The 23,826-nt window shown below is 65.0% G+C and carries 19 protein-coding genes; 13 read left to right on the forward strand and 6 right to left on the reverse strand.

Annotated elements, in window-relative coordinates:
* The first annotated feature begins 104 nt into the window (after nucleotides 1–104).
* Together AC1Q7F_RS04325 and AC1Q7F_RS04330 are read left to right on the forward strand one after the other, a co-directional pair.
* Nucleotides 105–2,252 carry a TonB-dependent receptor gene (locus tag AC1Q7F_RS04325; protein WP_492504168.1) on the forward strand — a complete coding sequence of 716 codons (2,148 nt, stop codon included), beginning with the start codon at nucleotides 105–107 and terminating at the stop codon, nucleotides 2,250–2,252.
* A 17-nt stretch (nucleotides 2,253–2,269) separates the two neighbouring features.
* A complete protein-coding gene (locus AC1Q7F_RS04330) occupies nucleotides 2,270–3,439 on the forward strand; it encodes an alpha/beta hydrolase (RefSeq protein WP_492504170.1) in 1,170 nt (389 codons plus the stop codon).
* Between the two features lie 53 nt (nucleotides 3,440–3,492).
* Here the strand turns inward: AC1Q7F_RS04330 and AC1Q7F_RS04335 are convergent, their stop codons facing one another.
* Nucleotides 3,493–4,698: a serine hydrolase domain-containing protein gene (locus tag AC1Q7F_RS04335; protein ID WP_492504172.1), complete on the reverse strand. Its 1,206-nt coding sequence runs from the start codon at nucleotides 4,696–4,698 to the stop codon at nucleotides 3,493–3,495.
* A 144-nt stretch (nucleotides 4,699–4,842) separates the two neighbouring features.
* Here AC1Q7F_RS04335 and AC1Q7F_RS04340 point away from each other — a divergent pair, with 144 nt between their 5' ends.
* Complete coding sequence (locus AC1Q7F_RS04340) at nucleotides 4,843–5,961, forward strand: C45 family autoproteolytic acyltransferase/hydrolase (RefSeq protein WP_492504174.1); 1,119 nt, start codon at nucleotides 4,843–4,845, stop codon at nucleotides 5,959–5,961.
* Nucleotides 5,962–6,081: 120 nt separating this feature from the next.
* Here the strand turns inward: AC1Q7F_RS04340 and AC1Q7F_RS04345 are convergent, their stop codons facing one another.
* Genes AC1Q7F_RS04345 through AC1Q7F_RS04355 form a run of 3 tightly spaced genes read right to left on the reverse strand, consistent with a single transcriptional unit; the run spans nucleotide 6,082 to nucleotide 8,801 of the window.
* On the reverse strand, nucleotides 6,082–7,047 hold the full coding sequence (locus tag AC1Q7F_RS04345) for an NAD(P)H-dependent flavin oxidoreductase (RefSeq protein ID WP_492504176.1): 966 nt from the start codon (nucleotides 7,045–7,047) through the stop codon (nucleotides 6,082–6,084).
* On the reverse strand, nucleotides 7,044–7,967 hold the full coding sequence (locus AC1Q7F_RS04350; protein ID WP_492504178.1) for a VOC family protein: 924 nt from the start codon (nucleotides 7,965–7,967) through the stop codon (nucleotides 7,044–7,046). Before AC1Q7F_RS04350 ends, AC1Q7F_RS04345 begins: the two co-directional genes overlap by 4 nt.
* A gap of 3 nt (nucleotides 7,968–7,970) precedes the next feature.
* Nucleotides 7,971–8,801 carry an alpha/beta fold hydrolase gene (locus AC1Q7F_RS04355; protein ID WP_492504180.1) on the reverse strand — a complete coding sequence of 277 codons (831 nt, stop codon included), beginning with the start codon at nucleotides 8,799–8,801 and terminating at the stop codon, nucleotides 7,971–7,973.
* A 91-nt stretch (nucleotides 8,802–8,892) separates the two neighbouring features.
* Here AC1Q7F_RS04355 and AC1Q7F_RS04360 point away from each other — a divergent pair, with 91 nt between their 5' ends.
* On the forward strand, nucleotides 8,893–9,462 hold the full coding sequence (locus tag AC1Q7F_RS04360) for a TetR/AcrR family transcriptional regulator (protein ID WP_492504182.1): 570 nt from the start codon (nucleotides 8,893–8,895) through the stop codon (nucleotides 9,460–9,462).
* A 15-nt stretch (nucleotides 9,463–9,477) separates the two neighbouring features.
* Here AC1Q7F_RS04360 and AC1Q7F_RS04365 read toward each other — a convergent pair whose 3' ends face one another.
* Complete coding sequence (locus AC1Q7F_RS04365) at nucleotides 9,478–11,400, reverse strand: AMP-binding protein (protein WP_492504183.1); 1,923 nt, start codon at nucleotides 11,398–11,400, stop codon at nucleotides 9,478–9,480.
* Nucleotides 11,401–11,678: 278 nt separating this feature from the next.
* Here AC1Q7F_RS04365 and AC1Q7F_RS04370 point away from each other — a divergent pair, with 278 nt between their 5' ends.
* The 9 genes from AC1Q7F_RS04370 to AC1Q7F_RS04410 all read left to right on the forward strand — a co-directional run bounded on the left by AC1Q7F_RS04370 (nucleotide 11,679) and on the right by AC1Q7F_RS04410 (nucleotide 22,229).
* Complete coding sequence (locus tag AC1Q7F_RS04370) at nucleotides 11,679–12,992, forward strand: aromatic ring-hydroxylating oxygenase subunit alpha (protein ID WP_492504185.1); 1,314 nt, start codon at nucleotides 11,679–11,681, stop codon at nucleotides 12,990–12,992.
* On the forward strand, nucleotides 12,989–13,603 hold the full coding sequence (locus AC1Q7F_RS04375) for a 3-phenylpropionate/cinnamic acid dioxygenase subunit beta (RefSeq protein WP_492504187.1): 615 nt from the start codon (nucleotides 12,989–12,991) through the stop codon (nucleotides 13,601–13,603). The genes AC1Q7F_RS04370 and AC1Q7F_RS04375 overlap by 4 nt, the downstream gene beginning before the upstream one ends.
* Entirely contained in the window at nucleotides 13,603–14,379 is a 777-nt protein-coding gene (locus tag AC1Q7F_RS04380; protein ID WP_492504189.1) for an SDR family NAD(P)-dependent oxidoreductase, read from the forward strand. Before AC1Q7F_RS04375 ends, AC1Q7F_RS04380 begins: the two co-directional genes overlap by 1 nt.
* 21 nt (nucleotides 14,380–14,400) lie before the next feature.
* Entirely contained in the window at nucleotides 14,401–14,718 is a 318-nt protein-coding gene (locus AC1Q7F_RS04385) for a 2Fe-2S iron-sulfur cluster-binding protein (RefSeq protein WP_492504191.1), read from the forward strand.
* Nucleotides 14,719–15,056: 338 nt separating this feature from the next.
* Complete coding sequence (locus tag AC1Q7F_RS04390) at nucleotides 15,057–16,019, forward strand: AraC-like ligand-binding domain-containing protein (RefSeq protein ID WP_492504193.1); 963 nt, start codon at nucleotides 15,057–15,059, stop codon at nucleotides 16,017–16,019.
* A gap of 169 nt (nucleotides 16,020–16,188) precedes the next feature.
* Nucleotides 16,189–18,621, forward strand: coding sequence for a TonB-dependent receptor (locus tag AC1Q7F_RS04395; protein WP_492504195.1), 2,433 nt, complete (start codon nucleotides 16,189–16,191; stop codon nucleotides 18,619–18,621).
* Between the two features lie 16 nt (nucleotides 18,622–18,637).
* Nucleotides 18,638–20,110 carry an aldehyde dehydrogenase family protein gene (locus tag AC1Q7F_RS04400; RefSeq protein ID WP_492504197.1) on the forward strand — a complete coding sequence of 491 codons (1,473 nt, stop codon included), beginning with the start codon at nucleotides 18,638–18,640 and terminating at the stop codon, nucleotides 20,108–20,110.
* Between the two features lie 14 nt (nucleotides 20,111–20,124).
* Entirely contained in the window at nucleotides 20,125–21,267 is a 1,143-nt protein-coding gene (locus tag AC1Q7F_RS04405) for an NAD(P)-dependent alcohol dehydrogenase (protein WP_492504199.1), read from the forward strand.
* Nucleotides 21,264–22,229, forward strand: a complete 966-nt coding sequence (locus AC1Q7F_RS04410) for an alpha/beta hydrolase (RefSeq protein ID WP_492504201.1) — start codon at nucleotides 21,264–21,266, stop codon at nucleotides 22,227–22,229. The genes AC1Q7F_RS04405 and AC1Q7F_RS04410 overlap by 4 nt, the downstream gene beginning before the upstream one ends.
* 399 nt (nucleotides 22,230–22,628) lie before the next feature.
* Here the strand turns inward: AC1Q7F_RS04410 and AC1Q7F_RS04415 are convergent, their stop codons facing one another.
* Nucleotides 22,629–23,684 (reverse strand): rhamnan synthesis F family protein, encoded by a 1,056-nt coding sequence (locus AC1Q7F_RS04415; RefSeq protein ID WP_492504203.1) that lies wholly within the window; start codon nucleotides 23,682–23,684, stop codon nucleotides 22,629–22,631.
* Between the last annotated feature and the right edge of the window lie 142 nt (nucleotides 23,685–23,826).

Raw genomic sequence — 23,826 nt, forward strand, 5'->3', positions numbered from 1 at the left:
CATCGTCCCATGAACAGAACCAAGAAACCAACGCCGGTGGGAACAATCCCTCATCGGCAAGCCGAACACGGGAGTATGAATTCATGTTCATGGGAGCCAAAGCAATGAAGCGATGCAATCAAGCCGTATCCCGCCTGGCCCTGGCGGCAGGTTTGGCGCTGACAATCGCGGGCCCGGCGCTGGCCCAGCCGGCGGAACTGCTGGAGGAAATCGTGGTGACGGTTTCCCGTCTGCCCACCAACCCGTCGGGCATTCCGGGTTCCGTCACCACGATCTCCGGCGACAGTTTGCGCAAGCAGTATGAGGCGACGCCGGATATCGGCAAGATGCTGTCGCAGATGGTGCCGGGCCTGTCGGTCACGGCCAATGACGCGTCCAGCTATACCCAGACGCTGCGCGGCCGCAAACCGGCGGTGATGATCGACGGCGTACCGCAGGGCGTGCCGTTGCGTGGCGGCGGGCGCGAGCTGCGCATCCTGACCCCTAACGTCATCGAGAAGGTGGAGGTGATCCGCGGGGCCACCGCCATCTATGGCCAGAGCGGGGCCGGCGGCGTCATCAACTTCGTCACCAAGCGCCCGACGGGCGACGGCGTGCAGGCGACGACCCAGGTCGGCATCGGATCGGCGCTGTCAAAGGTCGCGTCCAACAGCCTGTCCTACTATGCCGGTCAGACCTTCGTCGGCAAGCTGGGCGGCTTCGACTTCATCGTCGATGGCTCTTACGAGAGCCTGGGCATGTTCCGCGATGCCAATGGCCAGTTGATCCCGCCCGATCCCGGCTTCCAGGGCGGTCTGGCGGAGACCGAGGCGTACAATGTCTTCGGCAAGGTCGGCTATAATTTCGGCGAGGACCAGCGCCTGGAATTCTCCGGCAATTACTATAACCGCCCGCAGGATACCGATTACGCGCCCGGCCTGGGTCAGTTCGGGGTGCGCCCCGCCCCGGCTGTGCCCAAGGACAGCCCGCAGAATGTGGCCGGTGTCGGCATCATCGGCGACGGGCCGAAGACACGGAACTCGTTCGCGGCCCTGACCTATGTGAAGGATGACGTACTGGGCAGCCGTATCCAGCTCCAGGGCATCTATTCCGACCATTATACCAGCTACACCTACACGCCCGGCAGCTTCACCCCGCCCGCCACCTCCTATATCGAAGGCGACAAGAAGGGTGCCCGCCTGGACATCTCCACGCCGCTGTCCTTTCTGGGCGGGGGCGATCTGCTGTGGGGGGCGGATTACGTGGTCGACCATGCCGAACAGACCCTGTCGGACGGTCGTGTCTTCATGCCCAAGGTGAAGAGCGAGAATCTGGCCTTCTTCGCCCAGGCCAATGTCAAGCCTACCGACTGGCTGGACATCACCGGCGGCATCCGGGCGGAGGATATCGACCTGGATATCCCGACCTACACGGTACTGCAGACCACGGCCAGCAATGGCGGCAATCTTGTCCAAGGCGGCAAGCTGGGCTTCAGCGACACGATGCTGAATATCGGCGCCGTGGCGCATGCGTCCGACGAGATCGACCTGTTCGTCAGCTACTCCCAGGGCTTCTCGGTCAGCGATATCGGCCGCGTCATCCGCGCCCTGCCACGCCGCGTCACTTCCATCAAGGATACCGGTCTGCGCCTGGACGCCCAGGTGATCGACAGTTACGAGACGGGTCTGCGCCTGCATGCCGGCGGGCTGAACCTGGAACTGGCCGGCTTCTACAACAAGTCGAACCTGGGCAGTTCCTACGATCCCATCACCTTCTCCCTGCTGCGCGCACCGGAGGAGGTGTGGGGCCTGGAAATGGCGGCCGGCTATAAATTCAGCCCGCTGCTGTCTGTCGGCATGACGGCGACCTGGCTGGACAGTCAGCAGGATGTGGATAATGACGGCGACTGGGACCGGCCGCTGGATTTCAGCCGTGTGCCGCCCATCAAGGTGACGGGCAATATCGACTGGGAATTCGTGGAGGATTGGACCGCCCGCTTCCAGGGCCAGTACGTGGGCAGCGAGAACCGCTTCCATCTGCCGGCCCGATCCGGCTTCGGCCTGGCGCCGGTGACCTCCTATTTCGTGGCCGATCTGGCCGTGTCGGGGCCCGTGGGTCCCGGCCGCCTGTCGGTTGGCGTCGATAACATCTTCAACAACCAGTATATTCCGCTGGTCAACCAGATCGCCGACCTGGCCGATATCCGCCGCGACCTGGGCTATGCCGCCGGTCCCGGCGCCACGGCCACGGTGAAATACACCATCTCCTACTGACGGGGCGCGGGCCGGACATGATCAGGATCACTCTTTTCTACCGGTTCCGTTCGGCCCTGGCGGGCGTGGCGGCGGCCTTGCTGCTGTCCATCCCCGTTCTGGCCGCCCCGCCGGAACCCACACCCCGCGACCTGGAGATATTGGCGCTGATGAAACAGCCCAATGACTGGTTCGCACAGAGGCTGAAGGCGCCACCGGAAAGCGTGGACGGCCAGACCCTGCATCCCAAGATCCAGTATTATCTGGAGAATGTGACGCGGGCTGGCGACGCCAACGGCCGGCGAGCACAACTGGCCAAGGCGCTGGAAACGCCGGAGGGGCGCGCCGCCATGCGCCTTTCCATCGACCGGTCCTGGAACTACCGGACGCGGGAAACGCCACCTATGGCCAGGGTGGAGGATATCTCCATCCAGGGCCCGGCCGGTCCGCTGGCCGCCCGCATCTATGTTCCCGCCCGCAAGGGGGACGGCCCCCTGCCCGTCCTGGCCTATTTCCATGGTGGCGCCTGGATGTTCGGCAGTATCGACGCCATCGACCGTGCGGCCCGGCTGATCGCGGACGAGGCCGGGGTGATTGTCGTCTCTGGCAGCTATCGCTACACGCCGGAGGTGAAATTCCCAGCACCGCTGGACGACGCCCAGGCCATCTTCCGCTGGATGCGTGACAACGCGGCCGGCCTGGGCGGTGATCCGGCCCGCGTTGGCATCGGCGGCGACAGTGCCGGCGGCCACATGGCCGTCGCCATCGCGCTGCGCGCCAAGGCGGCGGGGGAAAAGGGGCCTTCCTACCAGTTGCTCTACTATCCGCCATTGGACATGCGGACCGACTATCAATCCTACCGGCAGTTTGCCAATGGCTATGGTCTGGACGCCACCCTGGCCGACATGGTGTTCACCACCTTCTTCGCCAATGATAGCGACCGTGACCGGCCGGAGGCGTCACCCTTGCGACTGGCCGACCTGTCGGGCCTGCCGCCGACCATCATCGCCACCGCCGGCTTCGACATTCTGCGCGATCAGGGCAAAGCCTTCGCCGACCGGCTTTCCGCGGCCGGCGTGAAGGTGACCTACCGCAATTACGGTTCCCTGAACCACGGCTTCATGCAGTTCTCCGGCGTTATCGACGATGCCGAGACGGCCTGCGTGGAGACGGCGAAGCTGTTCGGGGAGGGGATCAGGGGGAAATAAGCGCCCGATTGTTCGACGGCGCCGGAAGTCCCCTTCCGGCGCCGTTCTCATGTCTATTTCGCCGCTGCCACGGTCTGAAAGAAGGCCAGCGTCTCGTTCTCCACCGCCTTGATCCAGGCGACCGGCCAATAGGACAGCTTCACGATCACCGTGCGGCTGGCTGGGTCAACCCAGATGAACTGGCCGTGCACGCCCTTGGCCATATAGGCGTCGCTGTCGGGCAGGGTCCACCATTGATATTGATAGCCCTGGACACGGTCGGGGGCCGCCGGCTCCGTGCCCTGGGGCACGGTGGATTGCGTGACCCAGGCGGCCGGCACCACCTGCCTGCCATTGGCCCTGCCGCCATTCAGCATCATCAGGCCCAGGCGGCCGTAATCGCGCAAGATGGCATTGAAGCCGGCCCCCGTCCAGGCCCGGCCCACGCCCGGCGGCCCGTCCAGCAGCCAGTAACCCGGCGCCTCCATGCCCGCCGGCTTCCACAGCCGCTCGGCCATATAGTCCGCCGTGGGCCGCTTGATGGCGCGTTCCAGCACCCAGCCCAGCACGGATGTCTCCAGCGTGGAATAATTGAAGAACTCCCCCGGCGGATGCGCGCGCGCGATGCCCGTGGCCAGGTCGGCGAAACGGGCGCGGCCCGTCACCATCGTATTCTCGTAAAGCTCTTCCATCTGGCTTTTCTGGCCAAATCCATAGCTTTCGCGGAACCCGGCGCCCGACCGCATCAGCAACGCCTGACGGATGGTCACGCCCTCATAGGCCCCGCCGGCCAGTTCCGGCACATAGCGGGTCAACGGGTCCTCGACGCTGCCGATCAGCCCGTCCTCGATGGCCAGACCGATCAGCAGGGACGTGATGGATTTGGCCATGGAGAAGGAGATGAACCGCGTCTCCGGCCCGCTATTGTTGCGGTAGATCTCATGTACGATGCGCCCGTCGCGGATGACGAGCAGGGCGTTGGTGCGGGTCCGCTCCAGGAAATCCGCCGTCGTGCGGCGCTGCCCCTCGAACTCATAGGTGATGTCCAGTGCCCGGATATCTTCGGGCAGCGCCCAGACCTTGGCGCCCTTGGCCACGGGCACGGTATCGAATATCTCATCCATGTGGCGGAAGGTCAGGCTGTTCAGCTTCTCGCCGAACAGGCTCCGCCGCGCCTCCTGCTGGGTCGGCGTCACCTGCGCACCCGCCGGCACCGCCATGAAGGCGAACGCCAGGGCAAGGGCGGAGGTGAGGGTGCGGCGGATCGTGGGCGATGGCATCGGCTTCTCCTGAATTCTCCGGTCGCGACGCTGCGACCCCTTCTGTGACGCGGACGCGATGGTGATTCCGTATCATGGTCGTCCGGCAAACGGGACGCTGTTTCGTCTTCCAAGGGCGACATCCGAACCCAAGGCCCCCGCCCCATGACCGAAGACACCCTGCCCCCGCCCTTCCCGCTGATCCATGTTTCCGGCCCGCCGCGCGAACGCGGACGCCAGCATGGAATTCAGGCGGGAGACCGTATTGCCGCGGGCGTGGCCATCTACCGCGATGCCTTCGCCACTGTCGGCATGGACTGGCCCACGGCGATGGATTACGCCGCCCGCTTCAAGAACCGCATCCAGGCCTTCGACGCCGCCATGTTCGCGGAGATCGAGGGGATCGCCGAAGGGGCCGAACAGCCGGTGGAGGCCGTGGTCACCCTGAATGCCCGTACCGAGATCCTGTTCTGGCGCGACAATGACATCATGTCCGCGCCAACCGAACGCCCCATGCAGGAGGAATGCACCACGGCCCTGGCCCTGCCGTCCGTCACCAGCGACGGGCATCTGCTGCATGGCCAGAACTGGGACTGGAATCCGCGCTGCCAGGACACGTCCGTCGTCCTGCGCATTGAGAATGACGATGGCCCCGATATCCTGACCTTCGTGGAGGCAGGGCAACTGGCCCGTCACGGCATGAACGCGGCCGGCGTGTCGCTGACGGCCAACGGGCTGCAATGCAACCTGGATTCAGGTTTCATCGGTGTGCCCAGCCCGTTGGCGCGGCGCCGGCTGCTGAATGCCCGCACGCTGGCCGGTGCGCTGGACGCCGTACTGAACACGCCCGTCTCCTTCTCCCACAACATGCTGCTGGGCCATTGCGACGGGGTGGCGGTGGATATCGAGGTGACGCCCGAACAATGCTACTGGCTGCAACCGGAAAACGGCTTCATCATCCATGCCAACCATTTCAAATGCCCGGTGGCGCGCGGCCAGGTGAAGGATATCGGGCTGAAGCGCTGTCCTGAATCGCTCTATCGTGACCAGCGCCTGTTCGAACATTTCGAAAGGCAGCGCGGGGTCATCGATATCGATACGTTCAAGACCGGCTTCGCGGACACATTCGGCAGCCCCGACGCCATCCTGCGCACGCCCAAGCGCCGTCCGGGCGGCAACCTGTCCGGAACCGTCGCCTCCCTGATCATGGACAGCAATGCCGGCAAGATGTGGATCGCGCCCAGCCCCTACCGGGGCATCCGCTATCAGGAATATAGCCTGTAATACCGGGGGTCAAAATAGTTGACCATCGGTGCGGCAGCGGTCGCCGCCGCGCTCGCCCGGCGACCGAGGGGCATAAAATACTGTCCCCACGCCTGCAATGAAGCGTGGGGAAGCCTGTTTTCATCGCGGCCACGACCGCAGTCCATCCGGCAGCATTGCATTGTCCGCAGCATAATCGCGGGCCAGTTCGTCAACGATCTCCGCCACCGTCTGGACCTGCCTTGTGCAGCCCACGCCATGCCCGGCGCCCCAGATGGTCTTCCAGGCCTTGCTGTCGCCATGCAAGTTGGAGAAGTCGATGCGCTTTTTCTCCTCCAGCATCTCCGCCGTGAAGCCGGCGCGGTCCAGGCTTTCGCGCATCCAGTTCGCCGGTACGCCCGACACGGCGGCCGTCGTGACGATGTCGCCCATGCCGGACCGCACCAGCATGTCTCGATTGTCATCGCTGACCAGGCTTTCCGGGGTCGCGATGAAGCGGGTGCCCATATAGGCGAAATCGGCCCTCAGTGTCAGGGCGGCCCGGATGGCGCGCGCGCCGCCGATGGCCCCACCCAGGATCAAGGGCCCATCCCAGAAGGCGCGCACCTCCTCCACGAAAGCGAAGGGACTGAAGCGGCCGGTATGGCCACCGGCGCCCGCCGCCACCAGGATGATGCCGTCCGCCCCGGCATCCACCGCCTTGCGCGCCTGTTCGGGCGTGATGACGTCGGCAAACACCGCCCCGCCATAGGCATGCACCCTTTCCAGCGGCCGGGCGGGGCTGCCCAGGGCGGTGATGACGATGCGTGGCCTGTATTGGCAGATCAGGTCCAGTTCCGCCTCGTACCGGTCATAGGTGCGGTGGACGATCATGTTGACGGCCCACAGGCCCGCCCTGCCCACCGCCGCCAACTCGCCCGCAATGCGGGGCATCCAGGCGGCCAGATCGTCGATGGTGCGGGCATTGGGTGCCGGCAGGGCGCCGATCAGCCCGGCCTTGCCGGCCGCGACCACCAGATCGGGGCCGGAAATCAGGAACATCGGTGCGACCAGAACCGGCAGGCGCAGGCTGTCGTAAAGCTCCCGCACCAGGGGATGACGGCTCATCGCGATCCCTCCCCCGCCGGCGGTTGCACCGGACGCGGCGGGCGCTGGAACCGGTGGCCCCAGGCGGAGTTGGCGGCATGGGTCAGGACATGCCAGCTCTCGTCATCCACCTCCAGCCCACCCCAGCCATATTCGATGTCGAAGCCCGACGGGCTCAACGGATAGAAGGACAGCATCTGGTCGTTGGAATGACGGCCCAGGGTCATGGACAGGTGCACCCCGGCATCCTGGCAGCGATACATCGCCCGGCCGACATCGTCCAGGTCCAGCACCTCGACCATCAGGTGCGCGACCTTCTTCTTCAGCGGCACGGGCGCCAGGGCCAGCGAATGGTGCCGGCCATTGCAGCGCAGAAAGGTCAGCGACAGGGCCCGGCCTGGCAAAATCTCGGTATTGATATGGTCGGAGATGCGGAAGCCCAGCAATCCGGCATAGAAATCCATCATCGCCTGCTTGTCGGTGCAACTCAGCACGACATGGCCCAGCCCCTGGCGCCCGGTCTTGAACCGCACGCTATGCGGGCTGACCATGGGCCGTTCGGTGCGTTGCAGGGGACCATAGAAGGCCTCCAGCACCGTGCCTTCCGGGTCGCGGAAACGGATCAGGTCCGCCACCTGCCGGTCACCTGCCAGGTCCGGCCGCTCCACCGCTGATCCGGCCGTTTCCAGCCGGGCGGCCAGGCTGTCCAGCGCCTGGGCATCGCGCACCTCCCAGCCCGCATAGGCCAAGTCGTCGCGCGGCCCCTGGAACAGGCGCACGCGGCCGGCATAATCGTCCAGGCGCAGATCGACGGACCCATCCTGCCGCCGTACCGCCTGAAGGCCCAGCAGGCCCGACGCGAAGCCGACCCAGGCATCCAGGTCAGACACTTCCAGCCCGACATAGCCCAGGGCCTCGATCTCCATCCTCTCGCGCAGCATGGCTCAACCCTCCGCCAGATGGCGGCGGGCCAGCGCCACGAAATCGGTAAACCGCTCCGCCTGCACCCAATGGCCGCAGCCGCCGAACAGATGCAGGTCGGCATGCGGCATGGCGCGCGCGATGCGCAGGCCCAGTTCGGCCGGCACCACCCGATCCTCCCGCCCATGCAGGACCAGGGCGCGGTTGGGGATGGTGGCGACCAGCTGTTCCGGCATGCCCGACAGGGGCGTGTCGCCATCGGGGTTGGGCTGTACCAGCAGCTTGCGCAACCCCTCCTGCGCGCCCGGGATCAGGCTGGCCTGATAGCGTTCCTCCACCAGCTCATCACTGATGAAGGCGGGATCGTGGGGGAAATGGGCCATGACGGCGCGCATATTCTCGCGCGATGGTGTGTAATCCCAACCGGCGCGCAGGCCCGGCGTCATCACGAACCGATCGCACGGCGTGCCCATCAGCACCAGCCGGTCGAACCGGTCGGAAAAACGTGCGGCGGCAGCCAGTGCCAGGGACCCGCCGAAACTGTTGCCGATCAGACTGGGCTTGTCGATGCCCAGCGCATCCATGAAGCCCAGCAGGTGCTTCACCCAATGCTTGATGTCGTACACCGCATCCGGCTTACGCTCTGTGAAGCCGAAGCCGGCCATGTCGGGGGCGAAGACCTGGAAATCCGCCGCCAGTTCCGGGATGACCCGGCGCCAGTTGGTCCAGGCCGAAACGCCGGGGCCGGAGCCATGCAGCAAGATGACGGGACGGCCCGATCCCGCCTCGTGATAGTTGGTGGCGATACCGGCGGCATCGACCTGCCGGCCGCGACCGGGAATATCCTGGACCATAGGCAAACCTCTTGCAGTTGTGCGTCAAACACCCGGTGACGCGGCCAAAAGGGCGGCGTATTAGACAGGCGCTGACATTGGAGGGGTTCTGGTGAACAAACGGGTTGCCAAAACGTCGGACGCGACGCGGCTGGATGTCGGGGCGTGGGTCCAGGCCGGGCTCGACCACCTTGCCGACCACGGGGTCGAAGGCGTGAAGGTAGAGACCCTGGCCAAGCGCATGGGCGTGACCAAAGGCAGCTTCTATCACCATTTCAAGGACCGGGAGGCCTTGCTGGCCGCCATGCTGGCCGACTGGCGCCGCCGCGCCACGCTGGACATCATTGACCGGCTGGACCGGGGCAGCGAGGCGCCGGGCGACAGGCTGCGCCGGCTGCTGCGTCTGCCCATGACCAATCGCGGATCGGAATGGGGGGCGGCGGTGGAATTGGCCATCCGCCTCTGGGGCCGGCAGGATGATCAGGCGCGGGCGGCCCTGGCGGAGGTGGACCAGATCCGCCTGCGCTACATCCGCAACCTGCTGATCGGCGTGGGCGTGCCGGAAGCCGAAGCGCCAGCGCGGGCCGTGCTGGCCTACAGCTATATGCGCGTGGCGACCAGCCTGACAGGGCCGGATGACGACCTTCCGGCGGCCTGCGAAGCGGTGCTGATGCGGTGCTGACATGAACCGCCCCCGTCAGCCAGCGGCGGTGCGCTGGTCGCGCAGCGGCACGCTGGCATCGGCCAGCCGGGCCGGATCGATGCCGGGACCGACGGTCACCCCGTCGACGCATCGAGCCCCGCCTGCCACAAGATGGCCGGCGCGGTACAGCGCCTCCACGCGGTCCGAGCGACGCGACAGGATGGCGCGCTGGTTCAGGTATCCCTTCTCTGTCACCTCCCCGTCACGCAGGCTGGCCGCCTCATCCAGCAGATCGAACCGGCGTACGGTGAGGCTGGAACCGGTTTGGCCGGCATTGGTCGCCTGCAACGCGCTGCGGATGGCGGCGGCGATGATGGGATGGCGCGTGACCGGCCGATCGCCCCACGCCGCCAATTCAATGTCGCCCAGCAGGGCCCTGCACGCCGCCTCGTTCGCAAAGATCAGCAGGCCGACGGCGTCCCGCCCCTCCCCCGTCACCACAGCGTCGGCAATCAGGGGCTTCGCCGCGGCGATGGCGGCCAGACGGATGGCGCTGACATTGACCCATGTCCCGGATGCCAGCTTGAAATTCTCCGCCACGCGGCCGTCGAACAGGATGCCCTTTTCAGGACAGGCCGGGTCCGCCAGCCGCCCGGCATCGCCGATGCAATAGAAACCCTCCGCATCGAAGGCGTCGGCCGTCGCCGCGGGTTGCCGCCAATAGCCCGGCATGACGTTGGGACCGCGCACACGCAGTTCGGTGCGCCCGCCCACCGTCACCATCTTGATCGCTACCCCCGGCAGCGGCACGCCCAGATTCTGGGCATGCTCCGTCGCGAAATAAAGGACGGTGGAAAACGGCGCCGTCTCTGTGGAGCCCCAGCCGCCGATAATGGGCGGGCAGTGTCCGATGGCCGCCATCGACGCGGCCTGCAGCCGGGCGCGGGTGGAGACGGGCAGCGCCGCCCCGGCATTGAACAGGAAATCCAGGTTGCCGAAGAAGCGGGCCGCGAAGTCCAGGTCTGTCTCCAGCACCGGCAACAGCGCCTCGAACCCCGCGGGCACGTTGAAATAGACGGTGGGCTGCAGGTCCCGCAGGGTCGCCACCGTCTGCCCGATCAGTCTGTCCACCGGCTTGCCCCGGTCGATATGCAGGGTGCCACCGAAATAAAGCACCAGGTTGAAGCAGCAATTGCCCCCGAACGTATGGTTCCAGGGCAGCCAATCCACCAGCACCGGCGGGCGGTGGCCCAGGAAGCGCCATACCTGTTCCAGCCCCTGCATGTTGGATATCATCATGCGCTGGGTATTGGGCACGGGCTTGGGCGATCCGGAGGAGCCGGAGGTGAACAGCAGCTTGGCGACGCTGTCCGCGCCCACCGCCGCCTCCAGCGCTGCCAGCCCCGCATCGGGGACCGGCACCACATCCGCCAGCGGATCCGGGGACAGCAGCGGGCGGACCGGGATATCGCCATGGCCGACGGCGGCCAGGGCCGCCGACATCTCCACCGGCGCGTCGGCGAAGATGACGCAAGGCGATGCCGCCTCCACCGCCCGGCGCAGCTTGTCCGCGGTACCGGCCCCGCCCGCCACATAGGCGGCGGAGATGATCGCAGCCGGAATGCCGACATTGCCGGCGGCCAGCATCAGCAGCGCATGGTTGATGCCGTTGGCGCCGATGATGGCCAGCGGCCGGCCCCCGTCCAGGCCCAGCGCCGGCAACCGCGCCGACCAGGCGTGCATGGTCGCCGCCGCCTGCGCATAGGTGACCGCGCGCCGGTCGCCATCCGCCACCGGTTCGGTCAGGAACACCCGGTCGGGCCGGATTTCCGCCCAACGGCGCAGGATCTGCGGGATCGTCGGGCCGTCGGCCGGCACGGTCAGGCAATTGCGCAGCACAAGCGTCTTGTCATCAGGGCGTTCAACCGTGACTGCGACGGGGGCGAAAGGGGGTGAGGCTGTTTCTCGCGGGTGCATGTCGGTCAGTTTCTCCTCCCGTATCCGGGCCGCATCTTCTGAGCGGTCTTGCTTGGCATCGGGGCACATTGCATTCGCAAGCGTATGTTAGTCAAGTCGGCTTTGCCAGCAATCCGTTTATTGAAACAACCATTGCCGTCTGGGCAATTGGAGATAATGTATTGGTATCTATGGATTTAAAGCCGATCTTCGCGCCCCCGCCGCCGCCTGCCGGACGAGGGGCTGGACAGCACCCACCCATTGACATACCTTACAGTATGTTACTGGGAGGAAGCCGCATGATCAAAGCCACAGAACTGGTCGACGCCGATTTCGGGGCGATCGATCGCCGGATCTTCTGGGAACGCGAAATCTATGACCGGGAACTGGCGCAGATCTTCGCCCGCGCCTGGTTGTTCGTGGCGCATGAGAGCCAGGTGGCCAGGCCCGGTGCCTTCGTGACCACCTATATGGGGGAGGACAGCGTCATCGTGGCGCGTGCCGATGACGGCGCCGTCAATGTCTTCCTGAATTCCTGCCCCCACCGGGGTAACCGCGTCTGCTTCGCCGATAGTGGCCAGGGCCGTGCCTTCACCTGCAATTATCATGGCTGGGCCTTTGGCCTGGATGGGGCCTTGAAGAAGATGCCCAAGATGGGGCTCTACAAATCCACCCCCGGCTTCCGGATGGAAGATTGGGGCCTGAAGCGGGCGCGGGTGGAAAGCTACAAGGGCCTGGTCTTCGCCACCTTCGATCCGGAGGCTCCCGGCCTGGGCGACTATCTGGGTGATTTCCGCTGGTACCTGGACGCCGTGCTGGACGTGGAGGAAGGCGGGACCGAATTCCTGCCCGGCGGAGCCACGCGGTCGGTGCTGAACTGCAACTGGAAATTCCCGGCCGACAATTTCGCCGGCGATATCTATCACGCGCTTTGGACGCATCTGGGCGGGGCGGAACCCGCCCTGGGCCGCCATGGCGGCGTCATCGTCAGCAATGAGGGCAGCTATCAGGTTTCCACCAATGGCCATGGCTGGGAATTCAACGACAGTTTCCTGGGCAATGCCGCCACCATGGGCGACCGGGAATTGCTGCGCTACATGCGCTCGCGGGAGGCGGCGATCACGCAGCGGCTGGGCCGGTTCCGGGCACGGATGTGGGGGTCGGTGGCATCGGCCACCATCTTCCCCAACTTCTCCTTCCTGCCCGGCTATTTCACCTTCCGCACCTATCAGCCCAAGGGACCGCACAGGACGGAAATCCATGCCTGGACCCTGGTGCCCAAGAATATGCCCGACGACATCAAGGACCGGTTCCGCCGCGGTTCCATGCGCACCTTCTCCCCATCGGGTCTCCTGGAGATGGATGACGGGGAGAATTGGGAACATTCCACGAAGGCCAATGCCGGCTTCGTGACCCGCAACCAGAAGCTCTGCTACGCCATGGCGCCGGCGGAGGATACCACCCTGCCCGACCTGCCGGGCACCGTGACCGCTGGGCAATTGTCCGATGCCAACCAGCGCGCCTTCTATCGCCGCTGGGCGGAATTCATGGATGCCGACAGCTGGGCCGACATCCCGCTGGCCCCCACCCAGGTCAGCGAGGCTGCGGAATGAGCGCCATGGATCGCAAGCCCGACTATACCACCTACCCGACCCTGGACCGTGACGCAGCCCGGCAGGCGGCCGAGCATCTTCTTGCCATGTGCGGCGATGGCGAACCGGTGGCCGACGCGATGCTGGCGCGGATCGAACGCTTCTACCGGCGGGAGGCTCGGCTGCTGGATGAGGAACGCTACCATGACTGGTACGACCTGCTGGCCGACGATCTGTTCTACTGGATGCCGTTGCAGGAAAACCGGTTCCGTCGCGACAAGCGCCGGCATCCGGACCCCGACGCCATGGCCCTGTTCGATGAGCGCAAGGCCGACATCGCGATGCGCATCGGCCGGCTGGACAGCAACCTGGTCTGGACCGAAGACCCGCCCACTCGCCATGTCTACATCATCGCCAATGTCGAGGCGTTCGCGACGGCGGTGGCGGGGGAGTATGAGGTGCATTCCACCTTCGTCCAGTATCGCAACCGCATCGAACATGACGATGCCATCCTGGCGGGCCGCCGCCGCGACCTGATCCGCGCCGATGACCAGGGGTTCAAGTTGGTTCGCCGCCTGATCCTGCTGCCGCAATCGGTGCTGCTGACCAAGAACCTGTCGGTGTTCTTCTGATGGGCCGGCTGGAGGGGATGCGCACCATCGTCACCGGTGCGGGTTCGGGCATCGGCAATGCCGTGGTCCGCCGTTATCTGGCGGAGGGGGCGCAGGTGGTAGCGGTCGTGCGCAGGCCGGCGGATGCCGAGGCCTTGGAACGGCTGGGGGCGGTGCCTGTGATGGGCGACGTCTCGCGCCATGAAACGGCACAGGCTGCCGTTGATACCGCCCTGTCGCATTTTGGCGGGCTGGATGCCTATGTCGCCAATGCCGGCCTGTGGGATTTTCACAAGCGCTTGGAGAAGCTCTCGCCGTCCGAACTGGAAAGCGGGTTTCAGGAGATTTTCGGCGTCAATCTGCTGGGTGCGCTGTATGGGGCGCGGGCCGCACTGCACCCGCTGCGGGTGTCACGCGGCAGCGTCATCGTCACCGGCTCCAACGCCTGCTTCCTGGCGGGGGGCGGGGGCGTGCTCTATACAGCGTCCAAGTTCGCCCTGCGTGGGCTGGTTCTGCAACTGGCCAAGGAACTGGCCCCGGATATCCGTGTCAATGGCGTGGCCCCCGGCGCCACCGATACCGGCATTTCCGGCCCGGCAGCCCTGGGCCAGCAGGGACGCGAGATGAATGCGGACGCCGGACGCATGGCGGTCATGGAACAGCATATGCCGCTGGGATTCGTCTCCCGTCCGCAGGACCATACCAGCCTCTATGTCCTGTTGGCTTCCCGCACTGAAAGCCCCTATGTGACCGGCGCCATGCTGCGGTCCGACGGGGGATTGACCATCTCCATCTGATTGACAAAGGCGGTTTCATCCATGCCCACCCTGACCATCATCACGCGCAGCGGTCAACAGCAATCCCTGGTGGCTGATAGTGGCATCTCCCTGATGGAGGCGCTGCGCGATGGCGGCGTTGAGGACGTGCTGGCCATGTGCGGCGGCATGTGTTCCTGCGCCACCTGCCACGTCTATGTCGGCCCCGGCTTCGACGACGCGATACCGCCCGTGGGCCGGGACGAGGATGATCTGCTGGACAGTTCCAGCCATCGCCAGCTTGCTTCCCGCCTATCCTGCCAGGTCCCGCTCAGCGATGCGCTGGACGGGCTGGTGGTAACGATCGCGCCGGAGGATTGATATGCCCGCTGGTGCGACATGAGAAGGCCGCCACCCCGTCGACGGTCGAAGATTTCGGCCTCCACATCGCCTGAACCGGTCAGCGGCGCAGACGACCGGGAACTGACCTGCCCCCACGCGCCAGCAAGGGCGACGGCATTGTCGGCACAGACCCGCCGTCGCAGGCCCCGCGTGCGCGACGCTGTCTGCGTTCCCCCTCCACCCTGCCTGATTGCGCCGTCCAGGCCTTGATGGGGATCGAGGCGACGCTGGCCCGGCACCGCGGGACATGTCATGGTATCCGCAATAAACCATGCATCCAGCTGTGCTAAACTGGTGGACATGGTCAGGGAGAGCCCATGCAACGTTTCTCCACCAGCGGATTGCCGTCGCCGCGCGCCAAGATCGATTATCTGAAACAGGTCCTGTCCTCCGTCTTCACGGATCTGGATGTGGAGCCGGATGTGCCCGGCGAATTCGACAACCATATCCGCAGCACCGGGCTGGGCGGCCTGTCCATCGCCCACGCCGTGTCGGCGCCTGCCCGCATCATCCGCCGCCATGGGGTCGCGTTGGCCGGTGAGCATCTATATTTTTTGCATGCACAGCTGGAAGGCCGCATGCATGCCGTCCAGGATGGGCGCGAAGGCTGGCTGGAACCGGGCGACATGGTGCTTTGCGACACGGCCGCTCCCTATGATCTGGGCCTGTCCGGCCTGTCGCGAACCCTGATCCTGGGCATCCCGGCGTCGGAATTGCGCCGCCGGGTGGTGGCGCCGCGTCACCTGCTGGGCCGTCGTTTGCAAGGGGCGGCAGGGCCGATGCGCATGGTCCGCACGCTGGTGACGGAGGTCTGGGAACAGGCGGATGATGGCGACGGGTTGTCCCACACGGTGGGGGACCGGCTGGGCACCACTATTCTGGACCTGTTCGCCACCGCCTGCCATATGCAGTTCGCTACCATGGCGGATGAAGGGGCGCTGGCCGATGGTCACCGGGCCCGCATCCGCCGTCATGTCGAGGCGCGGCTGTTCGATCCGGAGTTGAGCCCCAGCAGTGTCGCCGCCGTCTTGGGCCTGTCGCCGCGGTATCTGCGCCTGCTGCTGGCCGGCGATGACGAACGCCTGACCGCCTATATCCTGCGCCGCCGGCTGGAGGAATGTGCGCGCCAGTTGCGCGACCCGCACCATGCCCGGCGCAGCGTGACGGAGGTGGCATTCGCCTGTGGTTTCAACGATGCCAGCCATTTCTCCCGCACCTTCAAGGCCCGGTACGGTCGATCACCGCGCGACTATCGCCAGGACCCGTTCGCGGTGGTGTGAGACCAATCTGGCGCCCGCCCGGCGACTGACGGGGCATGGGCGAGATTGTCCAATTGCCGTTTTGAACAAGTTTCCCTGCCGCCTCGGTCAAGCGCCGTTGCCTGGCAAATGATTATATCTCAGTACAATTAGCGCCAATAACAAAGGCGCCTGTACTGGGAGGTACATCATGAAGGGCAGCAGGAGCGCGAGATCCGCGCTGTTGAAGGCATCCGTTTGCGCCGTGCCGTTTCTGTGTCTGGCGGCAATCGCCCACGCGCAGGATAATCCCGGCCAGGGCATGCTGGAAGAGATTATCGTTACCGCCCAGAAGCGGGCGGAGAACCTGCAGGAAGTGCCCATCGCCATCACGGCGCTGAGTGCTGATGCGCTGGAGGCCAAGGGCCTGACCAATGTCACCCAGGTCACCGATTTCGCCCCGAATATCCAGATCGACCAGGCCTCGCCCTTCGCCGGTTCGTCCACCATTGTGTCGGCCTTTGTGCGCGGCATCGGGCAGAACGACTTCGCGTTCAACATGGAACCGGGTGTCGGGCTTTATGTCGACGGCGTCTATTTCGCCCGTACCGTGGGTGCCGCCGTCGATCTGCTGGATATCGAACGGGTGGAGGTGCTGAAGGGGCCGCAGGGTACCTTGTTCGGCCGCAACACCATCGGTGGCGCCATCTCGGTCGTCACCGCCGACCCGACCGATGAGTTCAAGTACAAGGCAGAGATGACCACCGGCAGCTTCCACCGGCTGGACGTGCGCGGCACGGTCAATGTGCCGCTGGTGGAAGAAAAGCTGGCGGCGTCCGTCTCCTTCTCCTCCAAGGAACGCGACGGATATCAAAAGCGCATCCCCTTTCCAGGCGCAGAGCAGTTCGTTACGGATACGGGCCGTTTCATCACGTCGCGCCCGCCCGGTGGTGACCGGCAGGGAAACGAGAATGTCCGTACCCTGCGTGGCAAGCTGGCCTTCACGCCCAACCAGGATGTGAAGCTGGTGCTGGCGGGTGATGCCTCCTGGGCCAATGAACAGGCGGCACCCAGCACCTTGCTGGGCACCATCACCGATCCGGCCAGCCAGTCCATCGCGTCGGTCTATAATGCCTGTATCAGCTTGCCGCCGACGGTGCTGGCCAGCATCGGGCTGGGAGCCGCCTGTGGGCCGCGCGGAACGGTGGGAGCGGGCCTGGCCGGTGTGAATGTCGATGCCGACCCGTCCAACAACCGCCTGCCCTATGACAACCGTTTCATTACCGGGGATATCGACACCTCCTATGCCCGGGGCAGCAACTATTCCATCGTGAACACTTATGGCCTGTCCGCCACGCTTGACTGGTCGCTGTCGCAATCCCTGGGCTTCAAGTCGATCACCGCCTATCGCGATCTGGACAGCGCCTTTGGCGTGGAAAATGGCGGCGCGCCCTTCGTCATCTCCGACACATCCTTCAACATGCGACAGGAGCAGGTGTCGCAAGAGCTGCAGCTGAATTACACCGGCTTCGATGACCGGCTGAAATCGGTGGTTGGCGCCTATTATTTCAAGGAAACGGGCAGTCTGCTGGACACGGTTCCCTTTGTTGAAGGGCTGGTGCAGGTCTATGGCCCCAATGATTTCCGCAATGTCGCCTGGGCTTTGTTCACCCACAATAATTTCCAGCTGACCGACCGTATCGGCCTGACCTTTGGCGCGCGCTATACGCAGGAGAAGAAGCGGTTCGACGGGCGGCAGCGCGACCTGAACAGTTTCGCACTGAAAATGGGCTTCCCCGCCGCCTTCTATCCCGACCAGACGGACCTGACACGCGTCTATCCGTTGGGCGTGAACCACAAGAAATTCACCGACAGTTCGGTGCGCCTGGGGGCTGAATACAAGCTGACGAATGATGTGCTGACCTATGCGTCCTATGCCCAGGGCTTCAAGTCGGGCGGATGGACCACGCGGTTGACGGCCCCGGAACCCAGCGGCATCGCCCCCGATTTCGAGCCGGAGACGGCCGACACCTATGAGGTGGGCATCAAGTCGGAACTGTTCGACCGGCGCCTGCGCCTGAACGGGGCCGCCTTCTGGACCGACTACAAGAACATCCAGGTCGTGGTGCAGCGTGGCATCTCCCCCACCTTCGAAAATGCCGGCACGGGCCGGATCAAGGGCTTTGAGCTGGAGGCGGAAGCAGCGGTGACCGGCGCCTTCACCTTGAATGCGGCTCTCGGTTACCTGGATGCCGCATACCGCAAGCTGGAGGCCGGATCGACCATCGCGCTGGACAATAAGTTTGTGAACACGCCGGACTGGACCTTCAATCTGGGCGGCGCCTATGAGCTGGGGCTGGGCGAGGCCGGCACCGGCACGCTGCGTGCTGATTATGTCTATAAGGGCAGCCAGGCCAAGGACGCCACCAACACCCCGGCTCTGATCCAGAGCGGGTATGGAGTCGTCAACCTGTCCGCTGAATACCGACCGGCAGACAGCAACTGGCAGATCCTGACCGGTGTGCGCAACGCCACCGACAAGCGCTATCTGGTCACCGGCCTGTCCAACAGCAGCATCGGCAACACCACCGGCACCTATTCGCGGCCGCGCGAATGGTTCCTGACGTTGCGCGTGCGTGGTTGAGCGGACGGGGGACATGATGGCGACGCAAGAAACTACATCCCTGATGGGACAAGGCTGGCAGGGGCTGCTCTACAGCAGCGGCTGGCGGCAGGGCGCCGGTCCCTTGCCGGTGCTGGAACCAGCGACGGGGCGGGTGCTGGTCAGTGTTGGCCTGGCCGGTGCGGCACAGGTGGCGGCGGCGGCGGAACGGGCCGCCCAGGCCCAGCCTGCCTGGGCGGCGCTGCATCCCGGTGCGCGGGCCACCATCCTGCACCGCGCCGCCGACCTGTTGCGTCAGCATCGCGAGGAGGTGGCGGGTTGGCTGGTCCGCGAAGGCGGTTCCATCCTGGCCAAGGCAAGGCTGGAACCCGACCATGGGGTGGGCTTCATCGACCATGCGGCGGCCCAGGCATTGGAACCGCGCGGTCATGTCCTGCCCGCCGATCCCGGCACCGACAGTCTGGCTGAACGGGTGGCGCTGGGTGTCGTCGGTATCATCTCCCCCTTCAATTTTCCGCTGGTCCTGTCGCTGCGGGCCGTGGCGCCGGCGCTGGCGGCCGGCAATGCGGTGCTGCTGAAGCCAGATCCCCGCACGCCGGTATCGGGCGGCCTGATCATCGCCAAGCTGTTCGAGGCGGCGGGCCTGCCGCCGGGCCTGCTCCATGTCCTGCCCGGCCATGCCGAGGCGGGGGAGGAACTGTGCACCAACCCGGCCGTCGCCATGGTGTCCTTTACCGGGTCGACCCGGGCCGGGCGGCGCGTCGGCGCCCTGTGCGGGGAGAACCTGAAGAAGGTGCAGCTGGAACTGGGCGGCAAGAACCCGCTGATCGTTCTGGATGATGCCGATCCCGACCTGGCCGCCGCCAACGCCGCCTGGGGTGCCTGGCTACATCAGGGCCAGATCTGCATGGCCACGGGCCGTATCCTGTTGCACAAGGGGATTGCCGATGCCGTGACAGAGCGGCTGGTGGAAAAGGCCCGGTGCTTGCCGGTCGGCGACCCAAACACGCATCCCGAGGTGGCGTTGGGCCCGCTGATCACGCCGCAGCAGGTGCAGCGCCTGGACGCCATCGTGCAGGACAGCGTGAAGGCGGGGGCCAGGCTGCTGGCCGGCGGGCGCATCGATAACCGTTTCTATGCGCCGACCGTCCTGGCCGATGTCCGGCCCGGCATGCCCGCCTTCAACGAGGAACTGTTCGGCCCCGTGGCGGTCATCACGACCTTCACCGACGATGCCGAGGCCGTGCGGCTGGCCAATGCCACGACCTATGGTCTGGCGGGTGCCGTCATCGGCAACGATCTGGCACGGGCGAAGGCGATCGCCGCACAGCTGCGTGTCGGGCATCTGCATGTGAATGACCAGACAGTGCTGGCCGACCCGTCGGCGCCGTTCGGCGGTTTCGGCCTGTCCGGCAATGGCGGCCGCATCAGTGGCCCCGCCAACTGGGATGAGTTCTCCACCTGGCGCTGGTCCACGGTGAAGGCCCGCCCGCCCGCCTATCCGTTCTGAAAGGGTGAGCTGTCATGAAAATCACGGCGGCGGTGACCCGCGAACCTGGTGGCCCGTTCCTCCTGGAACCGGTGGATATCGAAGACCCGTTGCCGGGGGAGGTGCGGGTCCGCATCCTGGCCACCGGTATCTGCCATACGGACATGGTGATGCGCGACCGGCTGCTGCCCGTGCCGCAGCCGGTGGTACTGGGCCATGAAGGGGCCGGCATCGTGGAAAGCGTGGGGCCGGGCGTGCGAAAAGTCAAAGCCGGTGACCCGGTGGTGATCAGCTTCAATAGCTGCGGCACCTGCCCATCCTGTACCAATGCGACCCCCTCCTATTGTCGGGAATTCTTCCCCCGCAATTTCTTCGGGTCGCGCCTGGATGGCAGCAGCGGGCTGTCCAGGGACGGGGAACCGATCCATGGCAATATCTTCGGCCAGTCCAGTTTCGCCACCTACGCCCTGGCCCATGAACGCAACGTCGTGAAGGTGCCTGCCGATGCGCCCCTGGCCCTGCTGGGGCCGCTGGCATGCGGGGTGATGACGGGCGTCGGGACCGTCACCAACGCATTGAAAGTCCGGGAGGGGCAGAGCGTGGTGGTCATGGGGGCCGGAACCGTGGGTCTCTGCGCCATGATGGCGGCCAGAATGGTGGGGGCCGGCCCTATCATCGCCATCGACCCGCAACCCGCCCGCCGCGACATGGCCCTGTCCCTGGGTGCCACGGCGGTGATCGACCCCATCGGCACCGATACGGTGGCTACTATCCTGGCCATGACCCAGGGGGTGGGGGTCGATTACAGCATCGACACCACAGCGCGCGCCGATGTCATCCGCAGCGGCATCATGATGCTGGCCCCCATGGGTGAATGCGCCGTGGTCGGTGCCATCGCCCATGGCCAGGATATTGCCGTCGATGGCGGCCATCTGTTGAGCGGGGGGCGACGCCTGCGCGGGGTGGTGGAAGGCGACGCCGATCCCGATCGCTTCATCCCCTGGCTGGTGCAATTGCACCGTGACGGCCAGCTGCCGTTCGATCGGCTGGTGAGGTTCTATCCCCTGGCGGAGATCAATGCGGCGGTGGAGGCATCGGAGCAGGGGCAGGTGATCAAGCCGATCATCCTGATGCCCGGCACGTCGGCGCCGACGCGACAATGGAGTACTTTGGCATGACCGAACTGGACCCCCATATCGCTGGCCTGCTGGCACATATCCGTACCCTGGGGCAACCCGATCTGGCCGACCTGCCCGTTCCCGTGATGCGGACCGTCTTGGCGGAGAATTGCCGGATGATGGAGGGGCCGCCCCCCGCCCAGCCGGTGAGCGTACAGTCCCTCATCTTGCAGGGGGCGTCGGGTGTTCTGGACGGACGCCTGTACCGTCCAGCCGGTGGCAACGACAGGCCGGGCCCGGCGATCCTGTTCTTCCATGGCGGTGGTTTCGTGGCGGGTGGGCTGGATAGCCATGACATGGTCTGCCGCCGTCTGGCCGTGCTGTCGGGCCTGCCGGTCGTGGCGGCAACTTATCGTCTGGCCCCGGAACATCCATTCCCCGCCGCCCATGAAGACGCCCTTTGTATCCTGGCCCAGGTCGGGCGGGAGGGGCCTGCATGGGGCCTGGACCCTGCCCGGCTGATCGTCGCGGGGGATTCTGCGGGCGGCAATCTGGCGCTGACTACGGCGCTGGACGCACCCGCCGGGGGCCCGCGCCCCTGCGCTGCGCTGCTGTTCTATCCGGTCGTGGCCTTCGCCCAAACCCATCCCAGCCGGACACAGTTCGGCGGCGAGTATCTGCTGACCGAACGGTCGATGCAGACCTTCACTGCGATGCTGCTGCCCGACGGCACCCGGCTGGCGGATGCCCGCGTCAATCTTCTGCATCGACGGGACATGGGCCATTGTCCGCCGGTCATGCTGCTGACCGCGGGGTACGACCCGCTGCGGGATGAGGGGGAGGCCCTTGCGGACAGGCTTGCAGCCGACGGGGTGGCTGTCACACACACGCGGTGCCCGGCCTTGATCCATGCCTTTATCCATATGACTGGGGTCACCGGCGCGGTTCTGCCATTATTGGCATTGGCAGCCGGCTGGTGCCGGCGGATGGGCGAAAGCGCGGGTGACCCATCGGTTTGCTGATCGATGGATTACGGCTTTGTCCCCAGCGTCCTATCATAGAAGGACGCGATTTCCCGACTCCCCCACCGCATCCATGGCCATGCCGACCGCACGCGTCGGAACTGCCGATGATCCGTCGCTGGTCGCGCAGCAGTTCGGCGGTGAAGCGCGACGCCGGGACGCGCAGATTGGCCGGTCATTCTGTCCAGACCGGGATACTGGCACCCCTCTCGTCCTGCACCATCGGTCGCCGCCGGTGGGCACAGGCGTTCCAATCATTGCAGCTTTCTATTATCCCATTGCGTTTAATTGATATTTTTCGCCACCGGCCACCATTCCCTGGTGACGAAAACACGCTTTGGATTTGCGGCGGGCCGGTCCAGAAAGGTGGAGTGAGGAGAACCCCACCCCATGTTCTGGTCAATAAACCCGGTTGCGCATCGAATGTTCGAGATGTTTCACGATCAGACTGGCGTCATAAGGGGAGACTTCCGCCATTAATGTTTCCCAATAATGCAGGAAGGGGATGCCCACGGGATTACGCTGCAACAGGTCGCGCTTGATGAAGGGGCAGCGGAACGTGACCAGCAATTCATCCCAGAAGAAATGCGTCTGGTTCAACGCCACGCCTTCACGCAGGAACCGTGCCATCATTTCCAGATAGCGATAGCGCACCGGGTCCTTCTCCGGCTTGGTTTCCGTCAGATATGCCTCGATCCGGGGCGATACCCTTGCCACCATGTCGCGATAGGGGAACAAGGCCTGGCACCGCAGACCATGGCGCAGGAAAAACTGCGTCAGACCAATTTCCCCATACTTCACAACCCAATGCTTGTTCCGGAAATAAGGCAGGCGGGTCCAGAAACGGCTGAAGGCGCGGTCGCGCAATGCCTGCGCATGGAACAGCACGAAATAGCTCTGCAGGTGGAACTGGTGTGACCAGCAGTCCGTGATGCCCCAGACATCCGCCTGGCCTGCATCGGCCCGGCCGATCTCTTTGCCCAGGTCCTGCAAAGGCCCGTAAATGCTATCATTGGTGACCAGCAACATATCCAGGGCCGTTACATCCGGTACCTGGGCAATCCCGTCCTTGAAGGCGCCGAAATCATAGCCGACATTGGATCGCCACAGAATCCGTGCCACAAACGGCTTCAGGCGTTCAACGCTTGCGTCCGGAAACCGCGGTGAATTGCTGGTGAAGACGATGGTGAAGCCGGCGCACTTCAGTTCCTTCAAATAATAAAGGACGTAGTCATGTATCACGCCCTTCTTGTCGAAATGGTTGAAAACAGCGACCCGCTTTGCCCCAGGAAGAATATCGGCACCATCCCATTTCCGACGAATATAATTCGGCTTGAAAGGGGTAGCGATGTAGGCGCGGAAGAAATCGACATAATCCGACATTTCACTCTTGAGCCTATTAATTTTACGCAAAATGGCCATGATTATTTCTGTCTTTAACTGATGTGCGGCCATCCCGGGCCGAGGCCGCACAAAATTGCAAATATACATGCCGGGAAACTTAAGGAATCCCAAGCACGTGCCGAACCCGCCCCACCCTGATTATAGGGGCTCCACCGTGCCAACCAAAGTCAAAACCATGTCCAGGCGGTACAGG

This window comes from Niveispirillum sp. GW835-FHT14G11, from assembly GCF_058793615.1.